The 23,103-nt window shown below is 69.4% G+C and carries 24 protein-coding genes; 11 read left to right on the plus strand and 13 right to left on the minus strand.

The window, feature by feature from the left end; translation table 11 throughout:
* Positions 1 to 34: 34 nt before the first annotated feature.
* On the minus strand, positions 35 to 1,063 hold the full coding sequence (locus ACI3KY_RS10985; protein WP_404930209.1) for an MBL fold metallo-hydrolase: 1,029 nt from the start codon (positions 1,061 to 1,063) through the stop codon (positions 35 to 37).
* An 82-nt stretch (positions 1,064 to 1,145) separates the two neighbouring features.
* Here ACI3KY_RS10985 and ACI3KY_RS10990 point away from each other — a divergent pair, with 82 nt between their 5' ends.
* Positions 1,146 to 1,964: a LysR family transcriptional regulator gene (locus ACI3KY_RS10990; protein WP_404930210.1), complete on the plus strand. Its 819-nt coding sequence runs from the start codon at positions 1,146 to 1,148 to the stop codon at positions 1,962 to 1,964.
* Entirely contained in the window at positions 1,961 to 2,857 is an 897-nt protein-coding gene (locus ACI3KY_RS10995) for a serine hydrolase (protein ID WP_404930211.1), read from the plus strand. The genes ACI3KY_RS10990 and ACI3KY_RS10995 overlap by 4 nt, the downstream gene beginning before the upstream one ends.
* Positions 2,858 to 2,939: 82 nt before the next feature.
* Here ACI3KY_RS10995 and ACI3KY_RS11000 read toward each other — a convergent pair whose 3' ends face one another.
* A complete protein-coding gene (locus ACI3KY_RS11000) occupies positions 2,940 to 3,503 on the minus strand; it encodes a TetR/AcrR family transcriptional regulator (protein ID WP_404930212.1) in 564 nt (187 codons plus the stop codon).
* Positions 3,504 to 3,546: 43 nt separating this feature from the next.
* On the opposite strand from ACI3KY_RS11000, the gene ACI3KY_RS11005 reads away from it, so the two are divergent.
* The 3 genes from ACI3KY_RS11005 to ACI3KY_RS11015 all read left to right on the plus strand — a co-directional run bounded on the left by ACI3KY_RS11005 (position 3,547) and on the right by ACI3KY_RS11015 (position 5,284).
* Positions 3,547 to 4,380 carry an alpha/beta fold hydrolase gene (locus ACI3KY_RS11005; RefSeq protein ID WP_404930213.1) on the plus strand — a complete coding sequence of 278 codons (834 nt, stop codon included), beginning with the start codon at positions 3,547 to 3,549 and terminating at the stop codon, positions 4,378 to 4,380.
* A gap of 91 nt (positions 4,381 to 4,471) precedes the next feature.
* Positions 4,472 to 4,831 (plus strand): MmcQ/YjbR family DNA-binding protein, encoded by a 360-nt coding sequence (locus ACI3KY_RS11010; protein ID WP_404930214.1) that lies wholly within the window; start codon positions 4,472 to 4,474, stop codon positions 4,829 to 4,831.
* Between the two features lie 129 nt (positions 4,832 to 4,960).
* A complete protein-coding gene (locus ACI3KY_RS11015) occupies positions 4,961 to 5,284 on the plus strand; it encodes a YciI family protein (protein ID WP_404930215.1) in 324 nt (107 codons plus the stop codon).
* 138 nt (positions 5,285 to 5,422) lie between these two features.
* Here the strand turns inward: ACI3KY_RS11015 and ACI3KY_RS11020 are convergent, their stop codons facing one another.
* Complete coding sequence (locus ACI3KY_RS11020; RefSeq protein ID WP_404930216.1) at positions 5,423 to 6,667, minus strand: RNA polymerase sigma factor; 1,245 nt, start codon at positions 6,665 to 6,667, stop codon at positions 5,423 to 5,425.
* Complete coding sequence (locus ACI3KY_RS11025; RefSeq protein ID WP_404930217.1) at positions 6,664 to 7,047, minus strand: YciI family protein; 384 nt, start codon at positions 7,045 to 7,047, stop codon at positions 6,664 to 6,666. Before ACI3KY_RS11025 ends, ACI3KY_RS11020 begins: the two co-directional genes overlap by 4 nt.
* 330 nt (positions 7,048 to 7,377) lie before the next feature.
* Here ACI3KY_RS11025 and ACI3KY_RS11030 point away from each other — a divergent pair, with 330 nt between their 5' ends.
* Positions 7,378 to 8,130 carry an IclR family transcriptional regulator gene (locus ACI3KY_RS11030; protein WP_404930218.1) on the plus strand — a complete coding sequence of 251 codons (753 nt, stop codon included), beginning with the start codon at positions 7,378 to 7,380 and terminating at the stop codon, positions 8,128 to 8,130.
* Here ACI3KY_RS11030 and ACI3KY_RS11035 read toward each other — a convergent pair.
* Genes ACI3KY_RS11035 through ACI3KY_RS11045 form a run of 3 tightly spaced genes read right to left on the minus strand, consistent with a single transcriptional unit; the run spans position 8,124 to position 10,707 of the window.
* Positions 8,124 to 8,798, minus strand: coding sequence for an SDR family NAD(P)-dependent oxidoreductase (locus tag ACI3KY_RS11035; protein ID WP_404930219.1), 675 nt, complete (start codon positions 8,796 to 8,798; stop codon positions 8,124 to 8,126). The genes ACI3KY_RS11030 and ACI3KY_RS11035 overlap by 7 nt on opposite strands.
* Positions 8,795 to 9,838: a zinc-binding dehydrogenase gene (locus ACI3KY_RS11040; RefSeq protein ID WP_404930220.1), complete on the minus strand. Its 1,044-nt coding sequence runs from the start codon at positions 9,836 to 9,838 to the stop codon at positions 8,795 to 8,797. Before ACI3KY_RS11040 ends, ACI3KY_RS11035 begins: the two co-directional genes overlap by 4 nt.
* An 8-nt stretch (positions 9,839 to 9,846) precedes the next feature.
* Entirely contained in the window at positions 9,847 to 10,707 is an 861-nt protein-coding gene (locus ACI3KY_RS11045) for a fumarylacetoacetate hydrolase family protein (RefSeq protein ID WP_404930221.1), read from the minus strand.
* 119 nt (positions 10,708 to 10,826) lie between these two features.
* Between ACI3KY_RS11045 and ACI3KY_RS11050 the strand changes: the two genes are divergently transcribed.
* A complete protein-coding gene (locus ACI3KY_RS11050; RefSeq protein ID WP_404930222.1) occupies positions 10,827 to 12,545 on the plus strand; it encodes an IlvD/Edd family dehydratase in 1,719 nt (572 codons plus the stop codon).
* A gap of 67 nt (positions 12,546 to 12,612) precedes the next feature.
* Here ACI3KY_RS11050 and ACI3KY_RS11055 read toward each other — a convergent pair whose 3' ends face one another.
* Complete coding sequence (locus ACI3KY_RS11055; protein ID WP_404930223.1) at positions 12,613 to 13,503, minus strand: helix-turn-helix domain-containing protein; 891 nt, start codon at positions 13,501 to 13,503, stop codon at positions 12,613 to 12,615.
* Between the two features lie 124 nt (positions 13,504 to 13,627).
* On the opposite strand from ACI3KY_RS11055, the gene ACI3KY_RS11060 reads away from it, so the two are divergent.
* The 3 genes from ACI3KY_RS11060 (at position 13,628) to ACI3KY_RS11070 (ending at position 18,379) form a co-directional block, all read left to right on the plus strand.
* Entirely contained in the window at positions 13,628 to 16,612 is a 2,985-nt protein-coding gene (locus ACI3KY_RS11060; RefSeq protein ID WP_404930224.1) for a DUF5107 domain-containing protein, read from the plus strand.
* Positions 16,613 to 16,679: 67 nt separating this feature from the next.
* Complete coding sequence (locus ACI3KY_RS11065) at positions 16,680 to 17,609, plus strand: ABC transporter ATP-binding protein (protein ID WP_404930225.1); 930 nt, start codon at positions 16,680 to 16,682, stop codon at positions 17,607 to 17,609.
* Positions 17,606 to 18,379 carry an ABC transporter permease gene (locus tag ACI3KY_RS11070; protein WP_404930226.1) on the plus strand — a complete coding sequence of 258 codons (774 nt, stop codon included), beginning with the start codon at positions 17,606 to 17,608 and terminating at the stop codon, positions 18,377 to 18,379. The genes ACI3KY_RS11065 and ACI3KY_RS11070 overlap by 4 nt, the downstream gene beginning before the upstream one ends.
* A 124-nt stretch (positions 18,380 to 18,503) precedes the next feature.
* On the opposite strand, the gene ACI3KY_RS11075 is transcribed toward ACI3KY_RS11070, so the two are convergent.
* Entirely contained in the window at positions 18,504 to 18,707 is a 204-nt protein-coding gene (locus tag ACI3KY_RS11075) for a hypothetical protein (protein WP_404930227.1), read from the minus strand.
* Between ACI3KY_RS11075 and ACI3KY_RS11080 the strand changes: the two genes are divergently transcribed.
* A complete protein-coding gene (locus ACI3KY_RS11080) occupies positions 18,694 to 19,428 on the plus strand; it encodes an alpha/beta fold hydrolase (RefSeq protein WP_404930228.1) in 735 nt (244 codons plus the stop codon). The genes ACI3KY_RS11075 and ACI3KY_RS11080 overlap by 14 nt on opposite strands.
* 47 nt (positions 19,429 to 19,475) lie before the next feature.
* Here the strand turns inward: ACI3KY_RS11080 and ACI3KY_RS11085 are convergent, their stop codons facing one another.
* The 4 genes from ACI3KY_RS11085 to ACI3KY_RS11100 are packed head-to-tail and all read right to left on the minus strand — an operon-like array spanning position 19,476 to position 22,996.
* The gene (locus ACI3KY_RS11085) at positions 19,476 to 20,105 is read right to left on the minus strand and encodes a response regulator (RefSeq protein WP_404930229.1); all 630 of its coding nucleotides are present in this window, start codon (positions 20,103 to 20,105) and stop codon (positions 19,476 to 19,478) included.
* Positions 20,098 to 21,336, minus strand: a complete 1,239-nt coding sequence (locus ACI3KY_RS11090; RefSeq protein WP_404930230.1) for a sensor histidine kinase — start codon at positions 21,334 to 21,336, stop codon at positions 20,098 to 20,100. The genes ACI3KY_RS11085 and ACI3KY_RS11090 overlap by 8 nt, the downstream gene beginning before the upstream one ends.
* Entirely contained in the window at positions 21,333 to 22,067 is a 735-nt protein-coding gene (locus tag ACI3KY_RS11095; protein WP_404930248.1) for an ABC transporter permease, read from the minus strand. The genes ACI3KY_RS11090 and ACI3KY_RS11095 overlap by 4 nt, the downstream gene beginning before the upstream one ends.
* Positions 22,067 to 22,996: an ABC transporter ATP-binding protein gene (locus tag ACI3KY_RS11100; RefSeq protein WP_404930231.1), complete on the minus strand. Its 930-nt coding sequence runs from the start codon at positions 22,994 to 22,996 to the stop codon at positions 22,067 to 22,069. Before ACI3KY_RS11100 ends, ACI3KY_RS11095 begins: the two co-directional genes overlap by 1 nt.
* Between the last annotated feature and the right edge of the window lie 107 nt (positions 22,997 to 23,103).

The following is a 23,103-nucleotide window of genomic DNA, read 5'->3' on the forward strand; positions in this document are numbered from 1 at the left end:
GCGTGAGCCGCGATACCGCGGGCGCTGGTCGGAATCAGAGCAGTTGCATCGGGGCGAGGTAAGTCGGCTCCACGACGCGGGTGCGCGGCGAGATCCGCTTGATGTCTGCCGTGAGGGCCGCCATCCGGAGACGAGTCTTCTCATCGGTCTTCGGTGAAGTGCCGAGCGGGGATTCGAAGTCGTCCCAGTGCACGAGGATGATCGTTCGAGGATTGTCGAGCGCGCGGAGCAGTCGGCCCGCGTAGTCCGCGGTGAAACCGTTGCTCGGCACCGGCAGCGCTACGGTGTCGACCTCGAGTCCCTGCAGCTCCTGATCGTCGTAGTCGCTTCCACCGAGCAGGAGCACCCCCGGCCGGCCAACGGCTGGTCGGATGACGAACCCGATCGTGTCGCCTTCGAGCAGGTCTGCGATCGTCGCGGGCGGCGGGGGAACCTGCGTGCGCACACCAGGGAACGTCAGACCTCCGGCGCCGTTGCGACTGTGCAACGACCGGACCACTCGTACGACGGCATCGCCGATGTTGAGCTCCTCGCCACCCTTGACGACGGCGAGCTGGGCGGAGGGCAGTCCCATGGCGATTCCGAGCTGGTACCCCGTCAGCGTTGTGTAAACGGTCGACTTCCACCTCGCGGCGATGTGGGGAACGTCTGCGAAATGGTCCCAATGGGTATGTGTGACCAGGATGGCCGACACGCCGGGGCGCCCGTCCCCCGGCGAGCCGAGGGCCGAGGCGATCGCTGTGGGGTCGAGCGTCAGGGGAGTGGTCTCTTTGAACGCTCCCGCAGCCAGGCCGGTGTCGAATCGGCTGAGATACGGGTCCAGCAGGAGGGTCGTCGTCGGGGTGGAGATCCTCCACCCCGCGTTGCCGAGCCATTCGAATGCGGCGAATCCGTGTCCTCCCGTCGGCTGCTGCCCGTCAAGACCTTGTGCGGACGCGAGCTGGGGCGCGGCCGTCTGCATGACGACACCCGCGAGTGCCGCGGCGCCGGCGCCGGTCAGAACGGCGCGGCGGCCCATCTGCGGACCGATGGCCTTCTTCTTCATCGTGTGTGCGGAATCCATCCCCGCAGTTTTCAAGGTCGACATAGTGAGAGTCAAAGACTCTCATTGACCCGACTCGATATGGTTTCGATATCGTCGATTCATGGATCTGCTTCGCCATCTGCATTTCTTCGCCGCGGTGGCCGATACCCGGCATTTCGGCGATGCCGCCCGTGACCTCGGCATGACCCAACCGCCCCTGTCCCAGGGCATCCAGCGGCTGGAGATGCGTCTCGGCATCCGCCTCTTCGATCGGGACGCGCGGGGGGTCCGCATCACTCCCGCGGGGCAGTCTCTCCTTCCGCACGCGCGCGAGCTCCTCCGGCTGGAATGCGAATTCGACGACCTTGCTGCCGGCTTCGCCGTGCCGACGCAGATCAGGCTCGGGCTCGCGGGTGACATCGACGATCTCATCGACGATGTGGTCGGCGCTCTCGCATCGACGGGGCAGCAGGTCGCACCGACGGTGGCCGGGAGCGTGGAGCTGGTGGACCTGCTTCGTGACGGGGCGCTCGACGTCGCGGTGCTGCGCCACCCCGGCATCGTCGACGGCCTCGAGGCGGGACCGGTTCTGGTGGTGCCCACCCGATGGGAGCCTTCGGGGGCGAACGGCATGAGCTCGCTTCCTGTCGCGGTCCCGCCCCGTCACCACCAGCCGCCCGCGCACGACCAGCTGGTCGATGCGCTGCGCCGGACAGGCCACAGCGGCAGCGTTGTCGAAGCCCACGACATCGCCCAACGCCGCGCCATGACGGCAGCACGCAACACGGTTCGCCTCGCGGCGGTGGCAGCCGGGGCGTCTGCCGACGTCGACGCGCCCCCGCTGCGCCTGCGGATCGCCACTCCCCTTCCCAAGAATCAGCGGTCCGATATCGATCACCCGGTCGCCGTGGCGGTCTTGACCGCGGCGCTCGCCCGATGACGCCCGACCATGGGAGGCACGAGGCCGATCTCGCCGAGATCGCCCGGGACGCGGGGTTGTCCGCCTGGGTTTATGCGAGCCGGCTGGATGGTCCACCGGGTGAGGTCGGGCTCTCTGCGGCGGAGCCGGTCGCCATCGCGTCGGTGTACAAGCTCCCGCTTGCTCTCGTGTGGGCGTGCCTCGTCGACGCCGGACAACTCGATCCACGCGAGAGAGTGCGTGTGCCGGCAGAAGGCCGTGTCGGAGGCCCGACCGGAATCGCAATGCTGCTCGACGACGTGGAGATCAGCCAGCGCGACGCCGTCCGGCTCATGCTGGCAGTGTCGGACAACGCCGCCGGCGACGCGATCCTGTCCCTGATCGGCCTCGACCGAGTGCACCGCCTTCTGCAGCATCTCGGTTTGCCGGTCACCCTCATCCGTCACGGCTCGGCCGAAGAGACAGCGTCAGTCATGCGAGATACAGGCGCGGACAGCTGGGCTTCCGCGCAGGCGGCCCTCGCCGACCCAGATCGTATGACCGGCACGTCTCAGTACGATCCGGCATACGCGAGCGCAGGGTCGGCCGCCGACCTCACCGCCGCGTGCCACATTCTCTGGCGGCGAACGGGCGATTCCTACGCGCTCGTCCGCGATGCGATGGCCCATCAGGCTTGGCGGCACCGCATCGGATCCGGTTTTCCGCACGACGATGTGACCGTGCACGGCAAGACGGGGTCACTCGGCAGCCTTCGCCATGAGGCAGCTGTCGTGCGATTTCCCGACGAGCACCCTGTCGCTGTCACCGTGCTCACGCGAGCCGTCCGATCGGAGCGTCATCAGCCGCGCGCCGACGCAGCGATCGGCGTACTCGCTCGGCGGGCCGTATCGCCGTTGCGACTGCCGATGTCCTGAGATCGTCCCCAGTGGCGGCGGCCACGGAGCGCACGTCCGGCGCCGACCCCGCGGGACCTCACCGCCGCGTCGGAGGTAGGGTCTACCGGGATGCGAGCAGGGGCAGCAGGAGCTCTCGGAGGGCGATCTCGGTCTGCGCGGGGTCGAGTGCCCCGTCGAACCGGAGAATGCGCCACGTCATGGCATCGCAGATCGCGATGATCTCGGCAGTCCGTCGGGCGGCCTCCGGCTCCGAGAGCGACGGGTCGAGGGTGAACGCCCGTCGACACCAGTCCACATGGAAAGCGCGACCCCGCGCGGCGATCTCGGGAAGGCCCGGCACGAGCGGAGCCTCCGAATAGGTCTTCAGGATCAGCGCGCCGTAGCGCTCGTAGTGCGTGACGAGGGCGCCGATCGTCTCGACCGGCGATGCCTGCGCGGCGGCTTCGCGAGCGGCAGCGATCCGTCCGAGCTCGCGTTCCACTGTCGCATTCATGAGAGCGGGCTTGCTGCCGAATCGGCGAAGCACCGTCTGCCCCGTCACGCCGGCATCGGCGGCGATGTCCTCGATGCGGATGCGCTCGTAGGGGGTCGTCTCGAACCTCCCGAGCATGGCATCGACGATCCGCTCGCCCGTGAGCTCGGCATCCTTCGCTCGTGCGGTCATGCGATACGGCCTTGAATTCATGTTACTTAAGCTAACATCAATTATGAACACTCTCACGGAACACACCGAGCGGATCAACACCCGCCTCGGCGAACTGCACGCTCGTGTCTACGGGGACGGGCGCCTGACGATCCTCTGGTCGTCGATGTTCGTCGACAGTCATACCTGGGATCGCATCCTTCCCCGCCTGAACGAGGGCAGTGCCATCCCCAGGCGGTTCGTCCTGATCGACCCGCCGGGCCTGGGGCTGACTGCCGCGTTGCGTCGTCGTTCCACGATCGCTGAGGCGGCGGATGCTGCGCGCGATGCCCTCGCGGTGCTCGGCGCTGGCGAACCCGTCGACTGGCTGGGCAACGCCTTCGGTGGTCATGTCGGACTCGACCTCGCGACGGACCCCCACACGCTGCGCAGTCTGGTCGCCGTCAGTTCGCCGACCGAGCCCATCGCAGCCGGCCTGCGCCGCAAGATCGGGATTTTGAAGCCCCTTCTCCGCCTCGCCGGCCCGGTGGGACCCGTCCGGCGCGCCATCGTCGAGGCCATGCTGACGGAGGAGTCCGCCTCCACGCCCGCCACGCGCCAGGTCGTGCTCGACAGTCTGCGGCGCCCGACGAAAGCCAGCATGAGCCGCGCGTTGCGCTCGTTCATCATCGACCGGACCGATGTGACCCACAGGCTCGCCGACATCCGTGTGCCGAGTCTTTTCGTCGCCTCCGACGACCGTGGCGACTGGAGCCCCGCAGACGCGGAGCACGCGGCATCCCTCGCACCCGGTGCCGAGGCAGTCACGATCTCAGCCGCACGTACCCTGGTCCCCCTCGAGCAACCCGAGAGGCTCGCCGCGGTGATCCTCCAGTTCTGGGCTGACCTCCCGGAATGAAGCCCGTGCGGCAGTGCCGGCGATGGTCCTGCCTCGATCGGCGTCGGCCGCCGAGCAGCCGGCCCTGCGGCATGAACGCCAGACTGGGAACATGGCGGTGATCGACGATGTCCGCGCCCTGGGCACGGAACTGGAGCGCTCCTACCCGGTGTACGTCCGCGGGCGGTTGAAATTCCGCGTCGGCCAGATCGTGTACGTCGCGTTCTCGCTCGACGAGCGCGTGATGGGATTCGCCTTCCCGAAGGAGGAGCGGGCGGCGCTGGTCGGCGGTGATCCTCTCAAATTCCGGATGCCGGCGGCATCCGATCTGCGCTTCAACTGGGTCGACGCGGATCTCGCATCCCTGGAGCCCGCCGAGGCTCGTGAGTTCGTCGTCGACGCGTGGCGCATGGTCGTCCCCCAGAAGCTCGCCCGTGCCTACGATCTCGCGCATCCCGACGGCCCCGGCTAGTCAGCCGCGCCGTGGTTGCTGGACATTCGTCGATCTCGGCGAAGAACCGGGCCGAAGCTGTCCGATCACGGCGGTGGTGTTCGTAGCACTGGTGAGGCCGTCCGCACGGCGCCACCAGAGAGGATCTTCATGCAGTACCTGATCTCCGTCATCGACGACAAGACCAATCCGGGCAGCACCGACCGGCGGTCCGCCATCAGCGCGTTCAACGAACGACTGGTCTCCGAGGGCTACTGGGTCTTCGCAGGCGGACTTGCCGACCCCGACTCGGCGACGGTGGTCGACAACAGGGGCGAGGAGTCGGTGTTCAGCGACGGTCCCTTCATCGAGTCGAAGGAGTACCTCGCCGGCGTCTGGGTGTGGGAGGCTCCCGACCTCGACGTGGCCCTCACGCTCGCCGCCGAGGCATCCACGGTCTGCGACCGGAAGATCGAGGTGCGGCCCTTCGTGTGAAGGACGTCGAGGACGCGATCACCCGTGCACACTCCTCGGGGTGGGCACGGGTGGTCGTGCTTCGCGCTCGCCGCATCACCAGGTCCGCCCGTCGCACGTGAGTCTCTGAAACCAGAACCCCCGTGATCCGCAGGTCGGTCACCCCACGAGCTGGTCGCGGCGGCGGGTGAGGTAGGCCCGCTCGGCGGAGTTGCCGGCGAGTTCGATGGCTCTGTCGTACGCCGTTCGCGCCTCCGCGCTGCGACCGACCCGCCGCAGCAAGTCGGCGCGCGCCGCGTGGTACGCGTGGTACCCATCGAGGGCATCGCGGAGTCGGTCTATGTCGGCCAGGCCGACCTCGGGACCATCGAGCTCGGCGACCGCGATGGCGCGGTTGAGGCGCACGATCGGCGAGGGATCCAGCCGCATCAGGCGGTCGTAGAGCACGACGATCTGCGACCAGTCGGTGTCGCGTGAGGACGGGGCATCCGTATGCACGGCGTTGATCGCGGCCAGGAGCTGGTAGCGGCCCGGCGGCTCGGCACCGGCGGCGACGGCCGCGATCCGTTCGCGGACGAGGGTGTGGCCCTCGATGATCAGGTCCCGATTCCACGCGCTGCGGTCCTGCTCGTCGAGGGTCACCAGTTCACCGGCGTGGGAGACTCGGGCCGTGCGTCGCGCATCGGCCAGCAGCATCAGCGCGAGGAGGCCGATCACCTCGCCGTCGTCGGGAAGGAGCACGCGCAGCAAGCGGGCCAGACGGATCGCCTCGTCGGTCAGATCGGCGCGCACCGGGTCGTCGCCGGCGGTGGCCAGGTAGCCCTCGTTGAAGATGAGGTAGATCACCGCGAGCACACCGGCGACCCGCTGCCGGATGTCGGTCGTCGACGGCACCCGGTACGGGATGCGGGCTGCCGCGATCTTCGCCTTCGCGCGGGTGATGCGTCGTGCCATCGTGGTCTCCGGCACGAGGAAGGCGCGGGCGATCTCTGCGACGGTGAGCCCGCCGAGCAGGCGCAGAGTCAGGGCGATCCGGGCCTCCATCGCAAGGGCCGGATGACAGCAGATGAAGACGAGCCGCAGCCGGTCGTCCTCGACCGGCCCGGTCGGCTCGTGCGGGGTGTGGTCGGACAGCATGTGTGCCGCCTGGTGCTTGTGGTCGCGATGGGACTCGCGGCGCAGTCGGTCGATCGCCTTCCGCGTCGCGGTGGTGGTGAGCCATGCTCCCGGGTTGGGCGGTACTCCCTCGCGCGGCCACCGCTCCACCGCGGCGACGAAGGCCTCGGCCGCGGCGTCCTCGGCGAGATCGAGATCGCCGAACCGACGGGCGAGGCCGGCGACCACCCGCGCCCACTCCTCGCGGTGGACGCGGGCGATCGCCTCGTCGACGGGGGAGTCACTCACTCCGGCGCAGCGTGCCGTTCGACGATCTCATCGAGATCCGAGGGGAACCGGTGCACCTCCTGGGGCCAGTCGAGCGCGACGGCCACTCGCCCTGCCCAGTACCGTGCGGCTTCATCGTCCGGCACGTCGATGACGGTGAACCCGCCGAGGTGCTCTTTGGACTCGACGAACGGGCCGTCGGTGAACACCGGCTTCCCGTCGTTGTTGACGACGCTGAAGACGGCGGTCGAGGCATCGATACCGCCGTCTGCATAGAGGAAGACGCCTGCCGCCTTCATGTCATCGAGCACGGCCAGCGAAGCCTCACTCTTGCTGCGCAATTCTTCGGCGGTGTGCAGCGGCACCCACTCGTCGTTGAATGCGATCAGATACTTCGTCACTGTCGTCTCCTCTCATCGGGACGAGAGCCATGTCGTGGCTCCTCGGTCGCAGCGACCCGGACGGGTCGCACACCTGATCCACGAACGGCGACGCTCGGATACGACAATATCCACACCGTTCGACGGAATCTCGCCCGAATTCTGTTGCGAGGCCGGTGCGCGAGCGGTGAGACCCTGGCGGTGGGTTCAGAGCCGTCGCGAGCCACGGGCGAGCCTGCGGAGCGGCCCTTTCACGATGTCGGACTAGTATGCCGATAGTCGGATCGAGGGAGTGCTGTGGTCGCTACGGATGCCGCTGCTGAAGATGCGCGCGTCGTCGGATCGGACAGGGTGCTCGCGGTACTCGTCGAACTCGGCGCGCATCCGCGCGGAGTAAGCCTCGACGACCTCGCAGCGGCGATGCGCAGCCCGAAGTCGACGGTGCACCGCGCTCTCGCGTCGCTGCGCAGGGCCGGCTTGGCGGCGCAGATCGGTCGCGGCACGTACGTGCTGGGCGATGAGTTCTTCCGGCTGGCGTTCCACAACTACGCCGAGCGGCCCGAGGCGGTGCGCATCACGCCCCTCCTCGAGCAGCTCGCTGCGCGGTTCGGTGAAACGACGCACTACGCCGTCCTCGACGGGGCCGAGGTCGTCTACCGTGCCAAAGTCGACCCTCCTGGCGGAGCGGTGCGCCTGACGTCGGTGGTGGGCGGCCGCAACCCGGCGTACCGGACGGCCGTCGGCAAGCTCCTGCTCGGCTATCAGGTGAACGACCGCGAGGGAATGCGCGAGTTGCTCGGCGATGGTCCGCTGGAGCAGCGGACGCCCGGCACCATCACCGATCTCGATCGGCTCTGGGACGAGGTGCAGCGCTCCAGAGAGCGCGGCTACGCCGTCGACGACCAGGAGAACGAGGTCGGCGTCAACTGCGTCGCCGTTCCCGTTCCCACGGAGGACCTCAGCTCGCCCCCCGGAGCGATCAGCGTCAGCGCACTGGCGTTCCGCCTGCCGCTGCCGCACCTGATCGCCGAGTTGCCCACCATCCGCGCGATCGTCCGGCGCGAGCCGGTGGCCGCGGCTCAGCCCGCGCCCGCCGTTCAGTAGGTGGCGCGGCCGCCGCTGATGTCGTAGACCGCGCCCGTCGAGAAGCTCACCCTCTCCGAGCCGAGCCAGGCGACGAGCTCTGCGACTTCGGATGCCTCACCCACGCGCTTCATCGGAATCAGGCTGGTGATGTGCGCGAGCACGTCCGGGGCGGTGGAGTCGTTCATCGGCGTCGCGATGACCGCGGGTGCGATGGCGTTGACGAGCACCCCGGTCGTGGCGAGCTCCTTGCCCGCGGACTTCGTCAGCGCGATGACGGCGGCCTTGGAGGCGGAGTAGGCGGCGAGATTGGGATTTCCGTCCTTGCCTGCCATGCTCGCGAAGTTCACCACGCGCCCCCAGCCGCGCTCCACCATGCCCGGGATGAAGGCGCGCATCATGCCCACGGTGCCGAGCACGTTCACCTCGAGGGTGACGCGCCAGTCATCGGTGGTGGTGTCGAGGAGCGGCATGTTCGGGCCGACGATGCCGGCGGAGTTGATGAGGATGTCGACGGTGCCCACGCGCGTGGCAAGCGCCGTGATGGCCCGCTCGTCGGTGATGTCGACGACTTCGTCGACGTCGCCGGCACGGTCCACGGTGATCACTTCGACACCGTCGGCGCGAAGACGTGTGGCGGTGGCGGCTCCGAGGCCGCGGGCCCCGCCGGTGATGAGTGCGCGCTTCATGATCGTTCCTGTCGAGGTGTGCCCGAGGGACGTGGGCTGTGCCGAGAGATCTCGACGTGGATCTTGGGTCCGGCCCCGGCCCGTGGCGGGCGGGAGCCGGCGAGGATGCCGGCGAGCTCATCGAGCTGGACGGTCGCTGCCACGAGCGGTCGAGGATCGACCGAGCCGTCGGCGTAGGCCGCGATCGTCGGATCGAGCCCGGCGGAAGCGCCGAGGATGCCGACGGCGGTGATGTCGCCGAGCGCGAGCATCCGGGTGTCGATCAGGCTCGGACTGCCCGCGAGGCCGACGTGGACGATGCGCCGGCCTGGCTCCACGAGCTCGAGCGCCCGTGCGGGGAGATGCGGCGCGTTGGACGAGTCGATCACCGCGTGCCAGGCGAGATCGGGCAGGTCTGACTCCGTCCATACGCCGTCGAAGCCGAACGACGTGGCGAACTCGAGCGACCGGCCGGGTCGGCCCAGGAGGTGCACCTCCGCTCCCGCCGCACGGGCGAACAGCGCGCAGAGCAGGCCGATCGTTCCCGGACCGAGGATCAGCGCCCGGTCGCCGGTGCTCAGGGCTGCGGCATCCACCGACCGCCAGGCATTGCCGCCGGGCTCGACCATCGCGCCGGAGGCGTCGTCGACCGCGTCGGGGAGTGCGTGCAGCGCCCACGCGGGCACGGCGACCTGCTCGGCCAACGCGCCTGGGCGACCGTTGCGCACTCCGATCTCGTCGCGGAAGGCGCACACGTGGTGATAGCCGGCTCGGCAGCGTACGCATCTCTGACAACCCAGCATGGTGTCGCCGGTCACGCGGCGGCCGACCCAGGCGGGGTCCACACCCTCGCCGACGGCCGACACGGTGCCCATCCATTCGTGGCCGATGCGCATCGGGTACTGAGCGTGTCCCTCATGGAGGTACTGCATCTCGCCGGTGTAGAACTCGATGTCGGTGCCGCAGATGCCCGCTCGCGCCACGTCGACGACGACTTCGTCGGGCGCAGCCGTGGGCGGCTCGACGTCCTGGACCCCTGCCTCGCCGGGAGCCGTGATCACGAACGCCTTCATCGTGGTGCGAGCACTGTCTGTCGCTGCGAGCCGAGCCCGTCGATCTCGAGTTCCATGACGTCGCCGGGCTGCAGCCAGATCGGCGGCTGGAAGCCCATGCCGACGCCCGGGGGAGTGCCGGTGTTGATGAGGTCGCCCGGCTCGAGCACGAGGAACTGGCTGATGTAGTGCACGATGAACGCCGGATCGAACACCATCGTCGATGTCGAGCCGTCCTGCCGGCGGATGCCGTTGACGTCCAGCCGCATGCCGAGGTCGAGCACGTCGGACACCTCGTCCGGCGTCACCAGCCACGGCCCGGTGGGGTTGAACGTCTCGGCGGACTTGCCCTTCAGCCATTGGCCGCCCCGCTCCAGCTGGAACGCCCGCTCGCTGACGTCGTTCACCACGACCCAGCCCGCGATGTGGTCGAGCGCCTGCTCGGGCGAGTCGAGGTAGCTCGCGCGTCGACCGATGACGATGCCGAGCTCGATCTCCCAGTCCGGCTTGGTGGACCCGCGCGGAATCCGCACGTCGTCGTACGGACCGGCGAGCGTGTTGGGCGACTTGGTGAAGAGGATCGGCTCGTCGGGCACCGCCTGACCCGTCTCGGCCGCATGGTCGCGGTAGTTGAGTCCGACGCAGATGATCTGGTGCGGCCGTGCTATCGGCGCGCCGATCCGCTGATCGAGGAGGGGACGGATGCCGCCGGCCGAGGCGCGTTCGGCCACCACCGGTCGGATGCGGTCGATGCCGCCACCGGCGAAGAACGCCTCGTCGAAGTCGGCGACGACGTCCGACAGATCTACGTAGGTGTCGTCGGTGACGAAGGCGACGGGCTTCTCTTCTCCGGCGACTCCGATGCGGGCAAGCTTCATGGGTATGTCCTCCACGGTGCTCGATTCGACTCCGGTCGCGCGAGGGCTCGCCGCATGCCGGTGCGGCTACTATAGTCATATTCCGTCAATCTGACGCAAATTCCGAAAGTTGGTAAACAATGGCGACCGACCTCAGGAGCTCGGAGTGGTACTCGGGCGACGATCGGAACGCCTACATCCACCGCGCGTGGATGCGGCGCGGACTTCCCGACACCGCGTTCCGCGGCCGCCCGCAGATCGCCATCGCCAACACCGCGTCGGATCTCACTCCCTGCAACGCGCACCTCGACGAGGTGGCGCAGTCGGTCAAGAACGGGATCTACGAAGCGGGCGGGATCCCGTTGGAGTTGCCGGTGGTGTCGCTGGGTGAGACGCAGGTGCGTCCGACGGCGATGCTGTGGCGCAACATGGCGGCGATGGCCACCGAAGAGATGCTGCGCGCGAACCCGATCGACGGCGTGGTGCTCCTGGGGGGATGCGACAAGACCATTCCCGCGCTGCTCATGGCCGCGGCATCCGTCGATCTTCCTGCCGTCGTGATCCCCGGCGGCCCCATGCTCACCGGTCACTTCCGTGGCGAGGCGCTCGGCTGCGGCACGGATGTCTGGCGCCTCAGCGAAGAGGTGCGCGCGGGCACGCTCAGCGAGGCGCTGTTCGAGAAGTCCGAGTCGTCGATGATCCGGTCGAAGGGCCATTGCAACACGATGGGGACCGCCTCGACGATGGCGCTCGTCGCCGAGGCCCTGGGAACGATCGTCCCGGGGCTCGCCGGGACGCCGGCACCTGACAGCAGGCTGCTGGCGGCCTCGCACGAGACCGGGCGGCTGGCGGTGGAGCTGGTCGCGGCGGATCGCCGCCCGTCCACGTTCCTCACGAAGGGGAGCTTCCACAACGCGATCGTGGCGCTGGCCGCTATCGGGGGTTCGACGAATGCGGTGGTGCATCTGCTCGCGGTCGCCGGACGGCTCGGGATCGACCTGACCATCGACGACTTCGACCGCATCGGCGCCGAGGTACCGCTGCTGGTGAACCTGCAGCCCGCGGGCCGCTACCTGATGGACGACCTCTACCGGGCGGGCGGCTTCCTCGCCGTGCTCCGCGAGGTGAAGGACCTGCTCGACCCCACGGCGCTCACCATCACCGGTCGCCCGCTCGTGGACTACCTCGACGACGCGCGGATCTGGGATGCCGACGTCATCGCCCCGCGCACGCAGCCGCTCATCCGCGCCGCCGGCATCAGCGTGCTGCGCGGTTCTCTCGCCCCGGGTGGCGCGATCATCAAGCCCGCTGCGGCATCTCCTCACCTCTTGAAGCATCGCGGCCGCGCCGTCGTCTTCGATTCGATCGAGGACTTCCACGCCCGCATCGACGACCCCGACCTCGACATCGACGAGGACTCCGTCATGATCCTCCGCGGCTGCGGCCCGATGGGCTACCCGGGCATGCCGGAGGTGTCGAACATGCCGCTGCCGAAGAAGCTGCTCGAGAAGGGCGTGCGCGACATGGTGCGCATCTGCGACGGACGGATGTCGGGCACCGCGTATGGCACCGTCATCCTGCATGTGACTCCTGAGGCCGCTGCGGGTGGCCCGCTCGCGCGGGTGCAGACGGGTGACTGGATCAGCCTCGACGTGCGCAACCGCCGGCTCGACGTCGAGGTTCCTGCCGAGGAGTTCGCCGCGCGCGGTGTCAGCGATGCCACGGTCAAGGGCTTCGCCGACCCGCGGCGAGGGTGGGAGCGGCTGTACGTCGACCACGTCATGCAGGCCGACACCGGAGCCGACCTCGACTTCCTCGTCGGATCCAGCGGTTCGAAGGTCTCGCGCGAGTCCCACTGACGCTCGGCGATGGTCACCTGCACGACGTTGTCCACCTCTTCGCGCGGTGGTCCGGGCGCAGCGCACGTCATCCCTTGTGCTGCGCCCGGTACTGCGTCGGACTGACGCCGTGCATCCGCCGGAAATGGCGGGAGAAATACAACGGGTCGGCGTAGCCGACGGCGGAAGCGATCTCGCCGATGCTCGCAGTGGTCGTGTCGAGCAGGCTCCGAGCGCGCGCCATCTTCACTGAGGTGTGGAAGGCGCCGGGACCGCTCCCGGTCGCCCGGCGGAACAGGGCGCTCAGGTGAGACGGCGACATGCCCACCATTGCGGCCAGCTCGCTCACCTGGATGTTGCTGTCGACGCGCGCCTCGAGGAAGCGCATCGCTCGTTCGATCGGCGAACCTTCGGCCGGAAGGATGCTGTCGGCGACGACCCGCGTCAGCAGCTGCCACGCGACGCCCGATGCCGCGAGCAGGTGCACGGGGGAGTGGCGGCGCTCGAGCAGGCTCACGAGCTCGTCGAACAGTGCAGCGACGCCGTCGATCGCGCGCAGGCTGGTGAGCGGGCGCGGGATGCCGAGCAGCGGCCCGGTCAGCTCGGAGACGTCGGTGCCCCGAAGATGCATCCACCAGATCGTCCATGGATCGTCGGAAGACGCCTGGTACTCGTGCGACTGGTGGGCGGGGATGGTGATGCAGGTGCCCCGCGTCAGTGCATAGGCAGCGCCCGCGATGCGCACGACGCCGCTGCCGGCGACGCACAGGATCACGATCGTCTCGGCCGCACCGTTCGGACGAGTCCGCCGGTGCCCGACCGCAACGGGGAAGTATCCGGCATCCGTCACGGTCATGCGCCGGGTCCCGGCACGCGCGAGCGCCGCTTCGATCTGAGGCCGGGGGACGACGCAGAGCCGTTGGTTGTCGAAGCCGTCCTTGCGGTAGAAAGGTTCGCCGTTGATCGGTGTTTCGTCCATGAAGTCCCTCGTTGTGACCATACCTGGGTGTCCTGACACCTCGTAGCGTCGAATCAGCTCGCAACGTTCCGCGAGAGATCCCGCAGCCCGGCACTCCGCCGCAATCTCCCCGAGGAGGTCAGCGATGACCGCTGAACGGACGGACATCGCCGAGAACGGACACACGGTTCTCGGCGCATCGCACGATCCCCATGAGAAGCTCCGGCTTCCCGACGTGCCCGCCGACCTCGAGGGCGCGCTCGCGCATGGAGAGGCCGTCGCCTGGCGCGAGTCGCTGACCATCCGCACCTACGAGCCGGGCGAGCCGAGCCGCTACCCGATGTTCCTCGACCACCGCGTGTACCAGGGGTCCAGCGGGAAGGTGTATCCGCTGCCGTTCACCGAGAGCGTCTCCGACGAGGCGACGCTGCGCGACTGGGATGCGATCCATCTCGAGAACGAGTACATCCGCCTCGTGGTGCTTCCGGAGCTGGGCGGTCGCATCCATGTCGGCTACGACAAGACGACGGGGTACGACTTCTTCTACCGGAACAACGTGATCAAGCCGGCCCTGGTCGGGCTCGCCGGCCCGTGGATCAGCGGGGGCGTCGAGTTCAATTGGCCGCAACACCATCGTCCGGCGACGTACCTCCCCGTCGAGGCGTCCATCGAGTACGACGACGACGGCACGGTGACCGTGTGGTGTCACGACCACGATCCGTTCGCCCGCATGTCGGCTCAGCACGGTGTGCGCCTGCGCGCGGGGAGCTCGGTCGTCGAGCTCGCGGTCCGCCTGCACAATCGGACGGACGAGCGTCAGAGCTTCCTCTGGTGGGCGAACGTCGCCGCCGCGGTCCACGACGACTACCAGTCCTTCTTCCCGGAGGACGTGCGCTACGTCGCCGATCATGCCCGGCGGGGGCTCACCGCGTTCCCTCAGGCGGACCGGCCGTACTACGGCGTCGATTATCCGGCGCTCGCGCAGACCGACCCCGACGCCGACCGCATCGACTGGTACAAGAACATCCCCGTGCCGACGTCGTACATGATCGTCGACTCGGGCCAGGATTTCTTCGGCGGGTACGACCACGCGGCAGGCGCCGGTTTCGTGCACTGGGCCGAGCGGCGGCTCTCGCCGGGCAAGAAGCAGTGGACGTGGGGGACCGGGCCGCTCGGGCAGGCGTGGGATGCGCAGCTCACCGATGGCGACGGTCCCTACGTCGAGCTCATGGCCGGCGTCTACACCGACAACCAGCCGGACTTCAGCTGGCTGCTCCCCGGCGAGACCAAGGTGTTCACGCAGTACTGGTATCCGATCCCCGCGATCGGGACCGCGCACCAGGCCACGCCCGACGCGGCGGTGCACGTGGACCGTGACGCGGCGTTGGCGGCGACCTTCGCGGTGACACGACCGCACCGAGGCGCCCTCGCGCGCATCGTCCGCGGCGGCGAGGTGCTCGCCTCGCAGATCGTCGACATCGATCCCGGGGTGCCGTTCCGACTCGAGGCCGACGTGCGATCCGACGCTGACGAGGCGGTCATGGCGGAGCTGCTGACCTCGGCGGGACAGCTTCTGGTGCGATGGAGCCCGACCGTCGTCGGCGACGAAGAACCCTGGGTCGCCGAGGAACCCGCCGCTCCAGATGCGATCGAGTCCGTTGAGGAGCTCTACCTCACGGGCCTCCACCTCAGCCAGTACCGTCACCCGACGCGCTCGCCGCTGGCGTACTGGAACGCCGGCCTCGAGCGCGATCCCGGTGACGTCCGCATCAACCTCGCGCTCGCAGACCGGGACTATCGCGCCGGGGACTACGCCACGGCACTCGGGCGGGTGGAGACGGCGCTGGCGCGGCTCACTCGCCGCAACGCGAACCCGATGGACGCCGAGGCGTTCTACCTGCAGGGGCTGGTACTGCGCCGGCTCGGGCGGATCGCCGAGGCGGAGCAGGCCTTCGGCAAGGCAGGCTGGGACGGCACCTTGGCCGCCGCAGCGGGGTTCGCCCTCGCCCAGTCGCTGGCGTACCGCGGCCAGAACCGCGCCGCCCTGCGCGTCCTCGACACGCTCGACGGGGTGGTCGGCCACGACGTGCGCCGCGTCGCCCTCCGCGCGATCCTGCTCCGCCGTTCCGGAGCGGACACGGATGCCGAAGCCGTCCTGCTGCGGGCACTCGAGGCCGATCCTCTCGACGCCACCATCAGGGCGCTCGCGGGTCGGCCACTCACGGACGAGGCCGGGCTCTTGCTCGACGTGGCGTTGGACCTGCGCAACGCCGGAGCGCTGGACGAGGCGCTCCAGGTTCTCGAGTGGACGGCCACGGCCGCGGCCGCCTGGTCGGGGAACGTCCGGCCGCTCGCGCACTACATCGCCGCCGCTGTCCACGAGGTGCGCGGGGACTCCGCCCGGGCAGCGGGGGAGCGCGTGCGCGCGCAGGCAGCGGACCTCACGCGGTGCTTCCCGTTCGGGCTCGATGCGCTCGACGCACTCGAGACGGCGCTCGCGGCAGACCCGGATGACGCCGTGGCGCATTCGCTGATCGGGATGCTGCTCTATGCGCACGGACGTCGCCCCGACGCGCGCGTGCACTGGGACCGGGCGATCGCGCTCGGACGGACCGACGCCGTCCTCTTCCGCAATGCCGCGCTCGCCGCTTACAACGTCGACCACGACGACGCTCGCGCGTGGGACTTGTATGAGCGAGCTGTCACGGTCGCGCCCGACGACGCCCGCCTCCGGTATGAGCAGGACCAGCTGGCGATCCGGCTCGGACGGACCACCTCGGAGCGACTGCTCCGGCTGCGGCAGGTGGAGCCTCTCGTACTCTCACGCGATGACCTGACGATCGAGTACGTGAAGCTGCTGGTCGACGCCGGGGAGGCGGGGCGGGCGCTCGAGATCCTGCTGACCCGATCCTTCCACCCCTGGGAAGGTGGCGAAGGCCAGGCGATCGCGGCGTGGGACGCGGTGCTCGCGGCGAACGGCCTCCCGCAGACCGACCCGCCCGCAACGCTCGGCGAGGCGCGCCTGCAGTACGTTCCCCCCGTGGCCCGCCACGCGAGCGGGGAGACCGACTACTTCGCCACGAGTCTTCCGGAGCTGCTGCTGTTCGCGCGCGAGAGCGCTGAGGACTGATCCGCCCCGCCATCGCAACCGGACACCGCGGCGCCCGTAGGCTGGGCGTAACGGGGAGGAACCCACAGTGATCGAGGTGGCTCGACTGACGCGACACTTCGGTTCGCGCGTCGCCGTGGACGACGTCAGTTTCACGGTGCGCCCCGGCAGCGTCACCGGATTGCTCGGTCCGAACGGGGCCGGCAAATCGACGACGATGCGCATGATCTTGGGCTTGGATCAGCCGACCTCGGGCACGGCGCTGGTCGACGGTGCCCCGTTCTCGCGCTCGCCGGCACCGATGTCGACGGTGGGAGCGCTGCTGGATGCGACCGCCGTGCACCCGGGCCGGACGGGCCGGACGCACCTGCGCGGGCTGGCGGCGACCAACGGCATCGGCGACGGCCGCGTCGACGCGGTGCTGACGATGACCGGATTGACGGATGCCGCGTCCCGGCGCATCGGCACCTACTCGCTGGGGATGCGTCAGCGGCTCGGCATCGCCGCTGCGCTGCTGGGCGACCCGGCGACGCTGGTGCTCGACGAGCCGGTGAACGGGCTGGATCCCGACGGAGTGCACTGGGTGCGAGAACTCGCCCGATCCCTGGCGGCGGAGGGTCGGACGATCCTGATCTCGAGCCACCTGATGAGCGAGATGGCGTTGACCGCGGACCGGGTCATCGTCATGGGGCGAGGGCGCGTCATCACGGACGGGCCCATCGCGGACGTCATCGCGCAGGCCACCCGCTCCTCGGTCCTCGTCCGCTCACCGCGCGGCACTGACCTGGCCGGCATCATCACCGCGAACGGAGGCCGGGTGGACAGCACCGCCGCCGACGGCGCGCTGGTGCTCACCGGCATCAGCGCTGAGGCCATCGGAGACCTCGCCGCAGCCCACGCGATCCCCCTGCACCAGCTCGTTTCGCAGCAGGGCTCGCTCGAAGACGCGTTCCTGTCGTTGACCGAGGGGGAACAGCAGTTCGCCGCGGGCGAGCCGGCCGGCAAGGAGTCGCGATGAGTGTCGCCCAGACCGCCCGCGACCATCGCGTGACGCTCGCGCGCGCGCTTCGGTCGGAGGGCATCAAGCTCGCCGGACTGCGCACCACGAAGTGGCTGATCGGCGCCGCTCTTGTGGCACCGTTCCTGATCACCCTCATCTGGGCGTCAGCGGCGTCCGGACCCGTCGACGCGGCCGCGGTGCTGGACACCGCGACGCCGTCCTCGTTCGCGACGTTCATCATCCTGATCCTCGTCGGCATCGTGACGGCGACCTCCGACTATGAGAGCAACGCCGCGGTCCAGACATACAGCGTCGTTCCCTCGCGCACCCCCGTGGTGCTCGCGAAGTACACGCTCGTGGCGGCGATCGCCCTTGCCGTGTCGCTGGTCACCTCCGTCGGCACGTTCGCCCTTGCCGACATCCTGAGAGGCGGAGGACTGGGCGCGTGGTCACCGGAGGTGGTCCGGGTGCTGCTCGATCTCGCCCTCGCGGAGACGTGCGGCGCGGTGATCGGCGTCGCGGTCGGCCTGATCGTGCGCTCCTCGATCGGGGCCCTCGGAGTCGTTCTCGGCTTCTTCTACCTCGTCCCCTTGATCCTCGGCCTCATCCCCGTCGATGCCGTGAACCTGATCGGCAAGTCCATCCCCGGATCCTCCCTCACCACGCTCGCCTCCCTCACGATCGAGGAGGGCCAGCTCGACCCGCTCACGCTCACCGTCACCACGGTGCTGTGGACGGCCGTCTGGCTGGTGGCGGCGGTTATCGCCGTCAAGCGACGCAACGTCTGACGCCCACGGCATCGGGCTCCGCGTGGACGCGCGTCACCGATGTCGGCCCACCGGGTGGATCAGCGGATCCACCCGGCGTCGCGGGCGATGCGAGCGGCGTCGTGCGAGCTCGCCGCATCCAGTTTCAGGCGGACCGAGATGAGCAGGTTGCGGACGGTGCCCGGGCAAGGTGCAGGCGTGCCGCGACGCCGCCGACGTCGAGGCCGTCTCCGGTGAGCTGAAGAACCTCGGTCTCGCGCTCGGTCAGCGGTGACGCCGGGATCGTGAGCGCCTCAGCGGCGAGCGCGGGGTCCACGTAGCGCCCGCCCTCGTGGATGCGCCGGATCACATCCGCAAGGGTCGAGGCCGGAGCACCCTTCACGACGAAGGCGCGCGACTTCGAGGACAATCTGGCGGCGCTCGGGTCGGAGTACCGCCTGCTCCTGCTCGACCGGCGCGGACATGGCCACACGGCGGATGTCGACGGGCCGCTGACCCTCGAGGTCATGGCAGACGACTCGATCCGCTTCATCGAGGCGGTCGCGCGCGGTCCGGTGGCCGTCGTCGGATACAGTGCCGGCGCTGCAGTGGCGCTGCGGGTCGCCGCGCGCCGACCGGAGCTCGTGACCGCGCTCGTGCTCTTCAGCGGGTGGTTCGATGCGGACGGACTTCTCGTCCGGCCTGTTGCGACGGCTGACTGGCCGGCCGAGATCGTGCACGCCTACGGCGAGGTCTCGCCGGATGGAATCGACCACTTCCCCGTCTTCTCCGCCAAGATCGCGGCTGCCGCCCGTGACGAAGAGCCGTTGACGGCGAGCGACCTCGGTCGCATCAGCTGCCCGACTCTGGCGGTCGCCGCCGACGACGACCTCATCACCCTGGAGCACACGATCGAGCTGTACCGCGCGCTCCCGGACGGCTACCTCGCGGTGCTGCCGGGCGCCACGCACCTCCTGCTGCACGAGCATCCGCAGACCTGTACCCGCCTCGCCGCCGACTTCCTCGCCGGCCGCGCGGGTCCTCCGCGGATGCCGGTGTCCCGTTCCGGTCCGGCAGGAGACCACAGCTGACGCGACGCACCTCGAGCTCCCGGCGTGGTCGGGGCCGAGCCGCGCGGTCACGTCAGCAGGCCCCGCTGGAATCCCACCGCCACTGCGGCTGCGCGATCGTTGACGCCGAGCTTTTCGTACACGTGGAGGAGATGCGTCTTGACGGTCGCCTCGCTGATGAAGAGCTCGGCAGCCACCTCTCTGTTGGATCGGCCCTGGGCGATGAGCGCGAGGACCTCCCGCTCGCGATCGCTGATCGGCGATCCGGGGTCCCTCACCTGGTGCATGAGCCGCGTCGCGATAGTGGGTGAGAGCACCGACTCACCTCGGGCCGACGCTTCGACGGCCCGCTTCAAGTCGTCGATCGGTGCGTCCTTGAGGAGGTACCCCGTTGCTCCCGCCTCGACGGCGGGCAGCACCTCACTGTCGGTGTCGAAGGTTGTCAGCACCAGGACGCGGGCAGCGATACCCAGCTCGCGCAGGCGCCGGATCGCACTGACACCGTCGAGGCGCGGCATCCGCAGGTCCATCAGGACGACGTCGGGGCGAAGCGCACGAGCGAGTTCGACGGCATGAGCCCCGTCGCTCGCTTCACCGACCACGTCGAATCGCGGATCACCCGCGAACATGCCCCGGAGCCCGTCCCGCACGACCGGATGGTCGTCGGCGATCAGCAGGCGGATGGCGTCGTCAGGCATGCGGGCCTCCGTCCGCTGCGCGCACGCCGACCGCGGGCAGCGTGGCCGAGATCGCCGTGCCGGAACCGATCGCGGACTCGACCTCGAGGTCGCCGCCCAGCCGAGCGACCCGCTGCCGCATGGATGTCAGGCCGAAGCGCCCGTCGCCGGCATCCTGCGCGGCGTCGAATCCCACGCCGTCGTCGCGGATGTCGAGCGCGACCTGATCGTCCATGTACGAGAGGGTGACTCCCACGCGGCTGGCGCCCGCGTGCTTGGCCGAGTTCGACAGCGCCTCCTGGGCGATGCGGACGACCGTGGCCTCGACCTCCGGATGCAGGGGGCGCGTGTCGCCCGTCACCGACACCGTCGCGCGGACGCCGTTCCGATCACTCCACTCCGCCGCGATCGCCGCCACGGCGTCGGGCAGCAGCGTCGCGTCGAGCTGCGCGGGACCGATGCCGCGGACCGAGCGGCGCGCTTCCTCCAGTCCGTCGCGCGTGAGCCGGATCGCGTGATCGAGATGGTGACGCCAGGCGAGGTCGTCGCCCGCAAGTCCGGCGCGCTGCGCCGCCTGCAGCTGTGTGGCGATGCCGGCGAACCCCTGGGCGAGCGTGTCGTGGATCTCACGCGCCATGCGCTGCCTCTCCTCGCGGACGCCGGCCTCGCGGGCCTGCATGATGAGCCGCTCATGCAGCTCGGCGTTCTCGGCGATCACGTCCTGGAGCTGCGTGACCGTCTGCTGGTAGGCGGCGCTGCGTTCTGCCGTCACGTCGCCCAGCATGCTGAAGAGGATCACGAGCGCCACCGTCAGCACCACGAACGACAGATAGGCGGCGAACTCGAGCGGGCTGCCGAGAGCCCCGCCCATCAGCGCGGCGACGTTGATCATGGCCGTGAGGGCAACGCCCACGTAGCGCCACGGCCCCCGGAGCACCGTCCACGCGTAGAGGTAGCCGGTGAAGCCGAACAGCCCGGCGAACCATGGGCTGCGCGAGCCGAGTATCGCGATCAGCACGAGGAGCCCGGCGAAGAAGATCAGGCCGGGCTCGCGCCGTGTCGCCATGAGCCACAGCCAGACGGCCGCGGCGGCCGCGATGCTCAGGGTGATGAGCGCGTCCGGCCACTCGGCGCCGAGCACCGTGGTCACGACCGTCGGCACGAGCAGCAGCCCATAGGGCGCCACGACCAGCATCCGTTCGATGCGGTTGTGGCGCTCTTCGAGCTTGCTCGACTGCGGGATCGCGATCACTCCCAGCGGAACAGCCTGACGGCGGCGAGGCTGACGCAGACAGCGTACGCGGCCATCACCCCGAGCGACAACGCACTTGCCCCGCCGTCCCAGGCCGCGGCCAGCGCCTCACGAAGGGCCCCGAGCGGAGTGAACGCCCCGATCGCCAGAACGGTGGGCGGCATGAGCGGTGGAGGAAGGATCAGGCCTCCGAGGTACGCCAGCGGGAAGTAGAGCAGCACGCCGATGCCGTTCGCCGCGCGGCCATTCGGCGCCACGGCCCCGATGAGCAGGCCGCAGGAGAGGAGACACGCGAGCCCCAGCACGACGGCCGCCGCGAACGCGGCGACGTCGACCGGAAGCACCGCGCCCATGGCCGCTCCCACTGCGACGAGAAGAATGCAGCTCGCGAGCGCGAGGATCGTCTGGAGCAGCAGCTGTACGGCGAGCAGTCGCGTGGGCGAAAGGGGAGTCACCGAGAGTCGACGGAGGATGCCGCGCTCCCGGTACGTCGCGAGCGTGGTCGGCACGAGATACAGGCCGAACAGGCCGATCGCCGTGGCCAGCGTCGTCGGCAGCACTGCCGTCGCTCCGGCTCCACTGGACGCGCCGAAGACGACGAGAAGGAAGACCGGGATCGCTACGGTGAAGAGGGAACCCGGATCCCGCAGGAGCAGCCTCGCCTCGATCGCTGCGAGAGTCGTCGTCGCGGACAGGTGAGAACCGGCGCCTGGACGCGCCACCGTGGACATCACGAAGCACCACCTTCGCTCGATCGCTCGGCCAGCGACATGAACGCATCCTCGAGCGTCGTATCGGAGACACGGACGTCCGTGATCGACATGTGGTGCTCGGCGAGCGCAGCCTCCACACCCGCGGGAACGTCGCGGGCTCCGGTCACGGTCACCGATCGGCCGAGACGGCGCACGTTCATCACACCCGGCAGGTCGTGGAGGAACTCGATGTCAGCGCTGGTCGACGCGCCACCGGCGAGAACGAAGCGCATGGTCCTCTCGCCGCCGAGTCGAGCGGTGAGCACCGCCGGGGAGTCGACCGCGACGATCGCGCCACCGTCGAGGATGGCGACGCGATCGCACAGATACTCGACCTCGTCCATGAGATGCGACACCAGCACGACGGTCACGCCGCTCTCGCGCAGGCGGCGCACGAGCTCCCACGTCGCGCGGCGCGCGTTCGGATCGAGCCCCGTGGTGAGCTCGTCGAGGAACACGACCTCGGGCTGTCCCACGAGCGCCAGCGCGATCATCAATCGCTGGCGCTCGCCTCCGGAGAGCTTCGCATAACGCACTGCGCGGAGGCGGGCGAGATCCCATTCCTCGAGTAGCACGCGCCAGTCCGCCGGGCGGGCGTAGAACGAGGCGTACAACCGCAGCGCCTCTCCGACCTTGAGGTTGTCGGGCAACTGGGAGCTCTGCAGCTGCACGCCGATGGATTCGCTCAGCCGGCGTCGCTCCTTCCACGGGTTCATGCCGAGCACGCGCACGGAGCCCGCATCGGGTCGCCGAAGTCCTTCCAGGATCTCGACGACCGTCGTCTTGCCGGCTCCGTTCGGACCCAGGATGCCGAACACCTCGCCGCGTTCGACGGCGAACGTCACACCGTCGAGCACGGTGCGTCCTCCATACCCTTTGCGGAGTCCCGCGACCTCGGCGACTGGCATGATCCCAGGCTGGCGCGTCCTCCCCGCCCGGGCGTCGCCAGGTCGGCTGAGAGAGCGCACTTCGCCGGATGATTCGGCCATCAACCGTTCGGTGGATGACGGGCCAC

The sequence above is a fragment of the Microbacterium sp. ZW T2_14 genome (assembly GCF_044987405.1).
Classification (GTDB): domain Bacteria; phylum Actinomycetota; class Actinomycetes; order Actinomycetales; family Microbacteriaceae; genus Microbacterium.

Excerpts from the sequence above, each read along its gene's own strand:
- ACI3KY_RS10985 (WP_404930209.1), bottom strand. The coding sequence starts at position 1,063 with ATGGATTCCGCACACACGATGAAGAAGAAGGCCATCGGTCCGCAGATG.
- ACI3KY_RS10990 (WP_404930210.1), top strand. The coding sequence starts at position 1,146 with ATGGATCTGCTTCGCCATCTGCATTTCTTCGCCGCGGTGGCCGATACC.
- ACI3KY_RS10995 (WP_404930211.1), top strand. The coding sequence starts at position 1,961 with ATGACGCCCGACCATGGGAGGCACGAGGCCGATCTCGCCGAGATCGCC.
- ACI3KY_RS11000 (WP_404930212.1), bottom strand. The coding sequence starts at position 3,503 with ATGACCGCACGAGCGAAGGATGCCGAGCTCACGGGCGAGCGGATCGTC.
- ACI3KY_RS11005 (WP_404930213.1), top strand. The coding sequence starts at position 3,547 with ATGAACACTCTCACGGAACACACCGAGCGGATCAACACCCGCCTCGGC.
- ACI3KY_RS11010 (WP_404930214.1), top strand. The coding sequence starts at position 4,472 with ATGGCGGTGATCGACGATGTCCGCGCCCTGGGCACGGAACTGGAGCGC.
- ACI3KY_RS11015 (WP_404930215.1), top strand. The coding sequence starts at position 4,961 with ATGCAGTACCTGATCTCCGTCATCGACGACAAGACCAATCCGGGCAGC.
- ACI3KY_RS11035 (WP_404930219.1), bottom strand. The coding sequence starts at position 8,798 with ATGAAGCGCGCACTCATCACCGGCGGGGCCCGCGGCCTCGGAGCCGCC.
- ACI3KY_RS11045 (WP_404930221.1), bottom strand. The coding sequence starts at position 10,707 with ATGAAGCTTGCCCGCATCGGAGTCGCCGGAGAAGAGAAGCCCGTCGCC.
- ACI3KY_RS11050 (WP_404930222.1), top strand. The coding sequence starts at position 10,827 with ATGGCGACCGACCTCAGGAGCTCGGAGTGGTACTCGGGCGACGATCGG.
- ACI3KY_RS11055 (WP_404930223.1), bottom strand. The coding sequence starts at position 13,503 with ATGGACGAAACACCGATCAACGGCGAACCTTTCTACCGCAAGGACGGC.
- ACI3KY_RS11060 (WP_404930224.1), top strand. The coding sequence starts at position 13,628 with ATGACCGCTGAACGGACGGACATCGCCGAGAACGGACACACGGTTCTC.
- ACI3KY_RS11070 (WP_404930226.1), top strand. The coding sequence starts at position 17,606 with ATGAGTGTCGCCCAGACCGCCCGCGACCATCGCGTGACGCTCGCGCGC.
- ACI3KY_RS11080 (WP_404930228.1), top strand. The coding sequence starts at position 18,694 with ATGCGCCGGATCACATCCGCAAGGGTCGAGGCCGGAGCACCCTTCACG.
- ACI3KY_RS11085 (WP_404930229.1), bottom strand. The coding sequence starts at position 20,105 with ATGCCTGACGACGCCATCCGCCTGCTGATCGCCGACGACCATCCGGTC.
- ACI3KY_RS11095 (WP_404930248.1), bottom strand. The coding sequence starts at position 22,067 with ATGTCCACGGTGGCGCGTCCAGGCGCCGGTTCTCACCTGTCCGCGACG.
- ACI3KY_RS11100 (WP_404930231.1), bottom strand. The coding sequence starts at position 22,996 with ATGCCAGTCGCCGAGGTCGCGGGACTCCGCAAAGGGTATGGAGGACGC.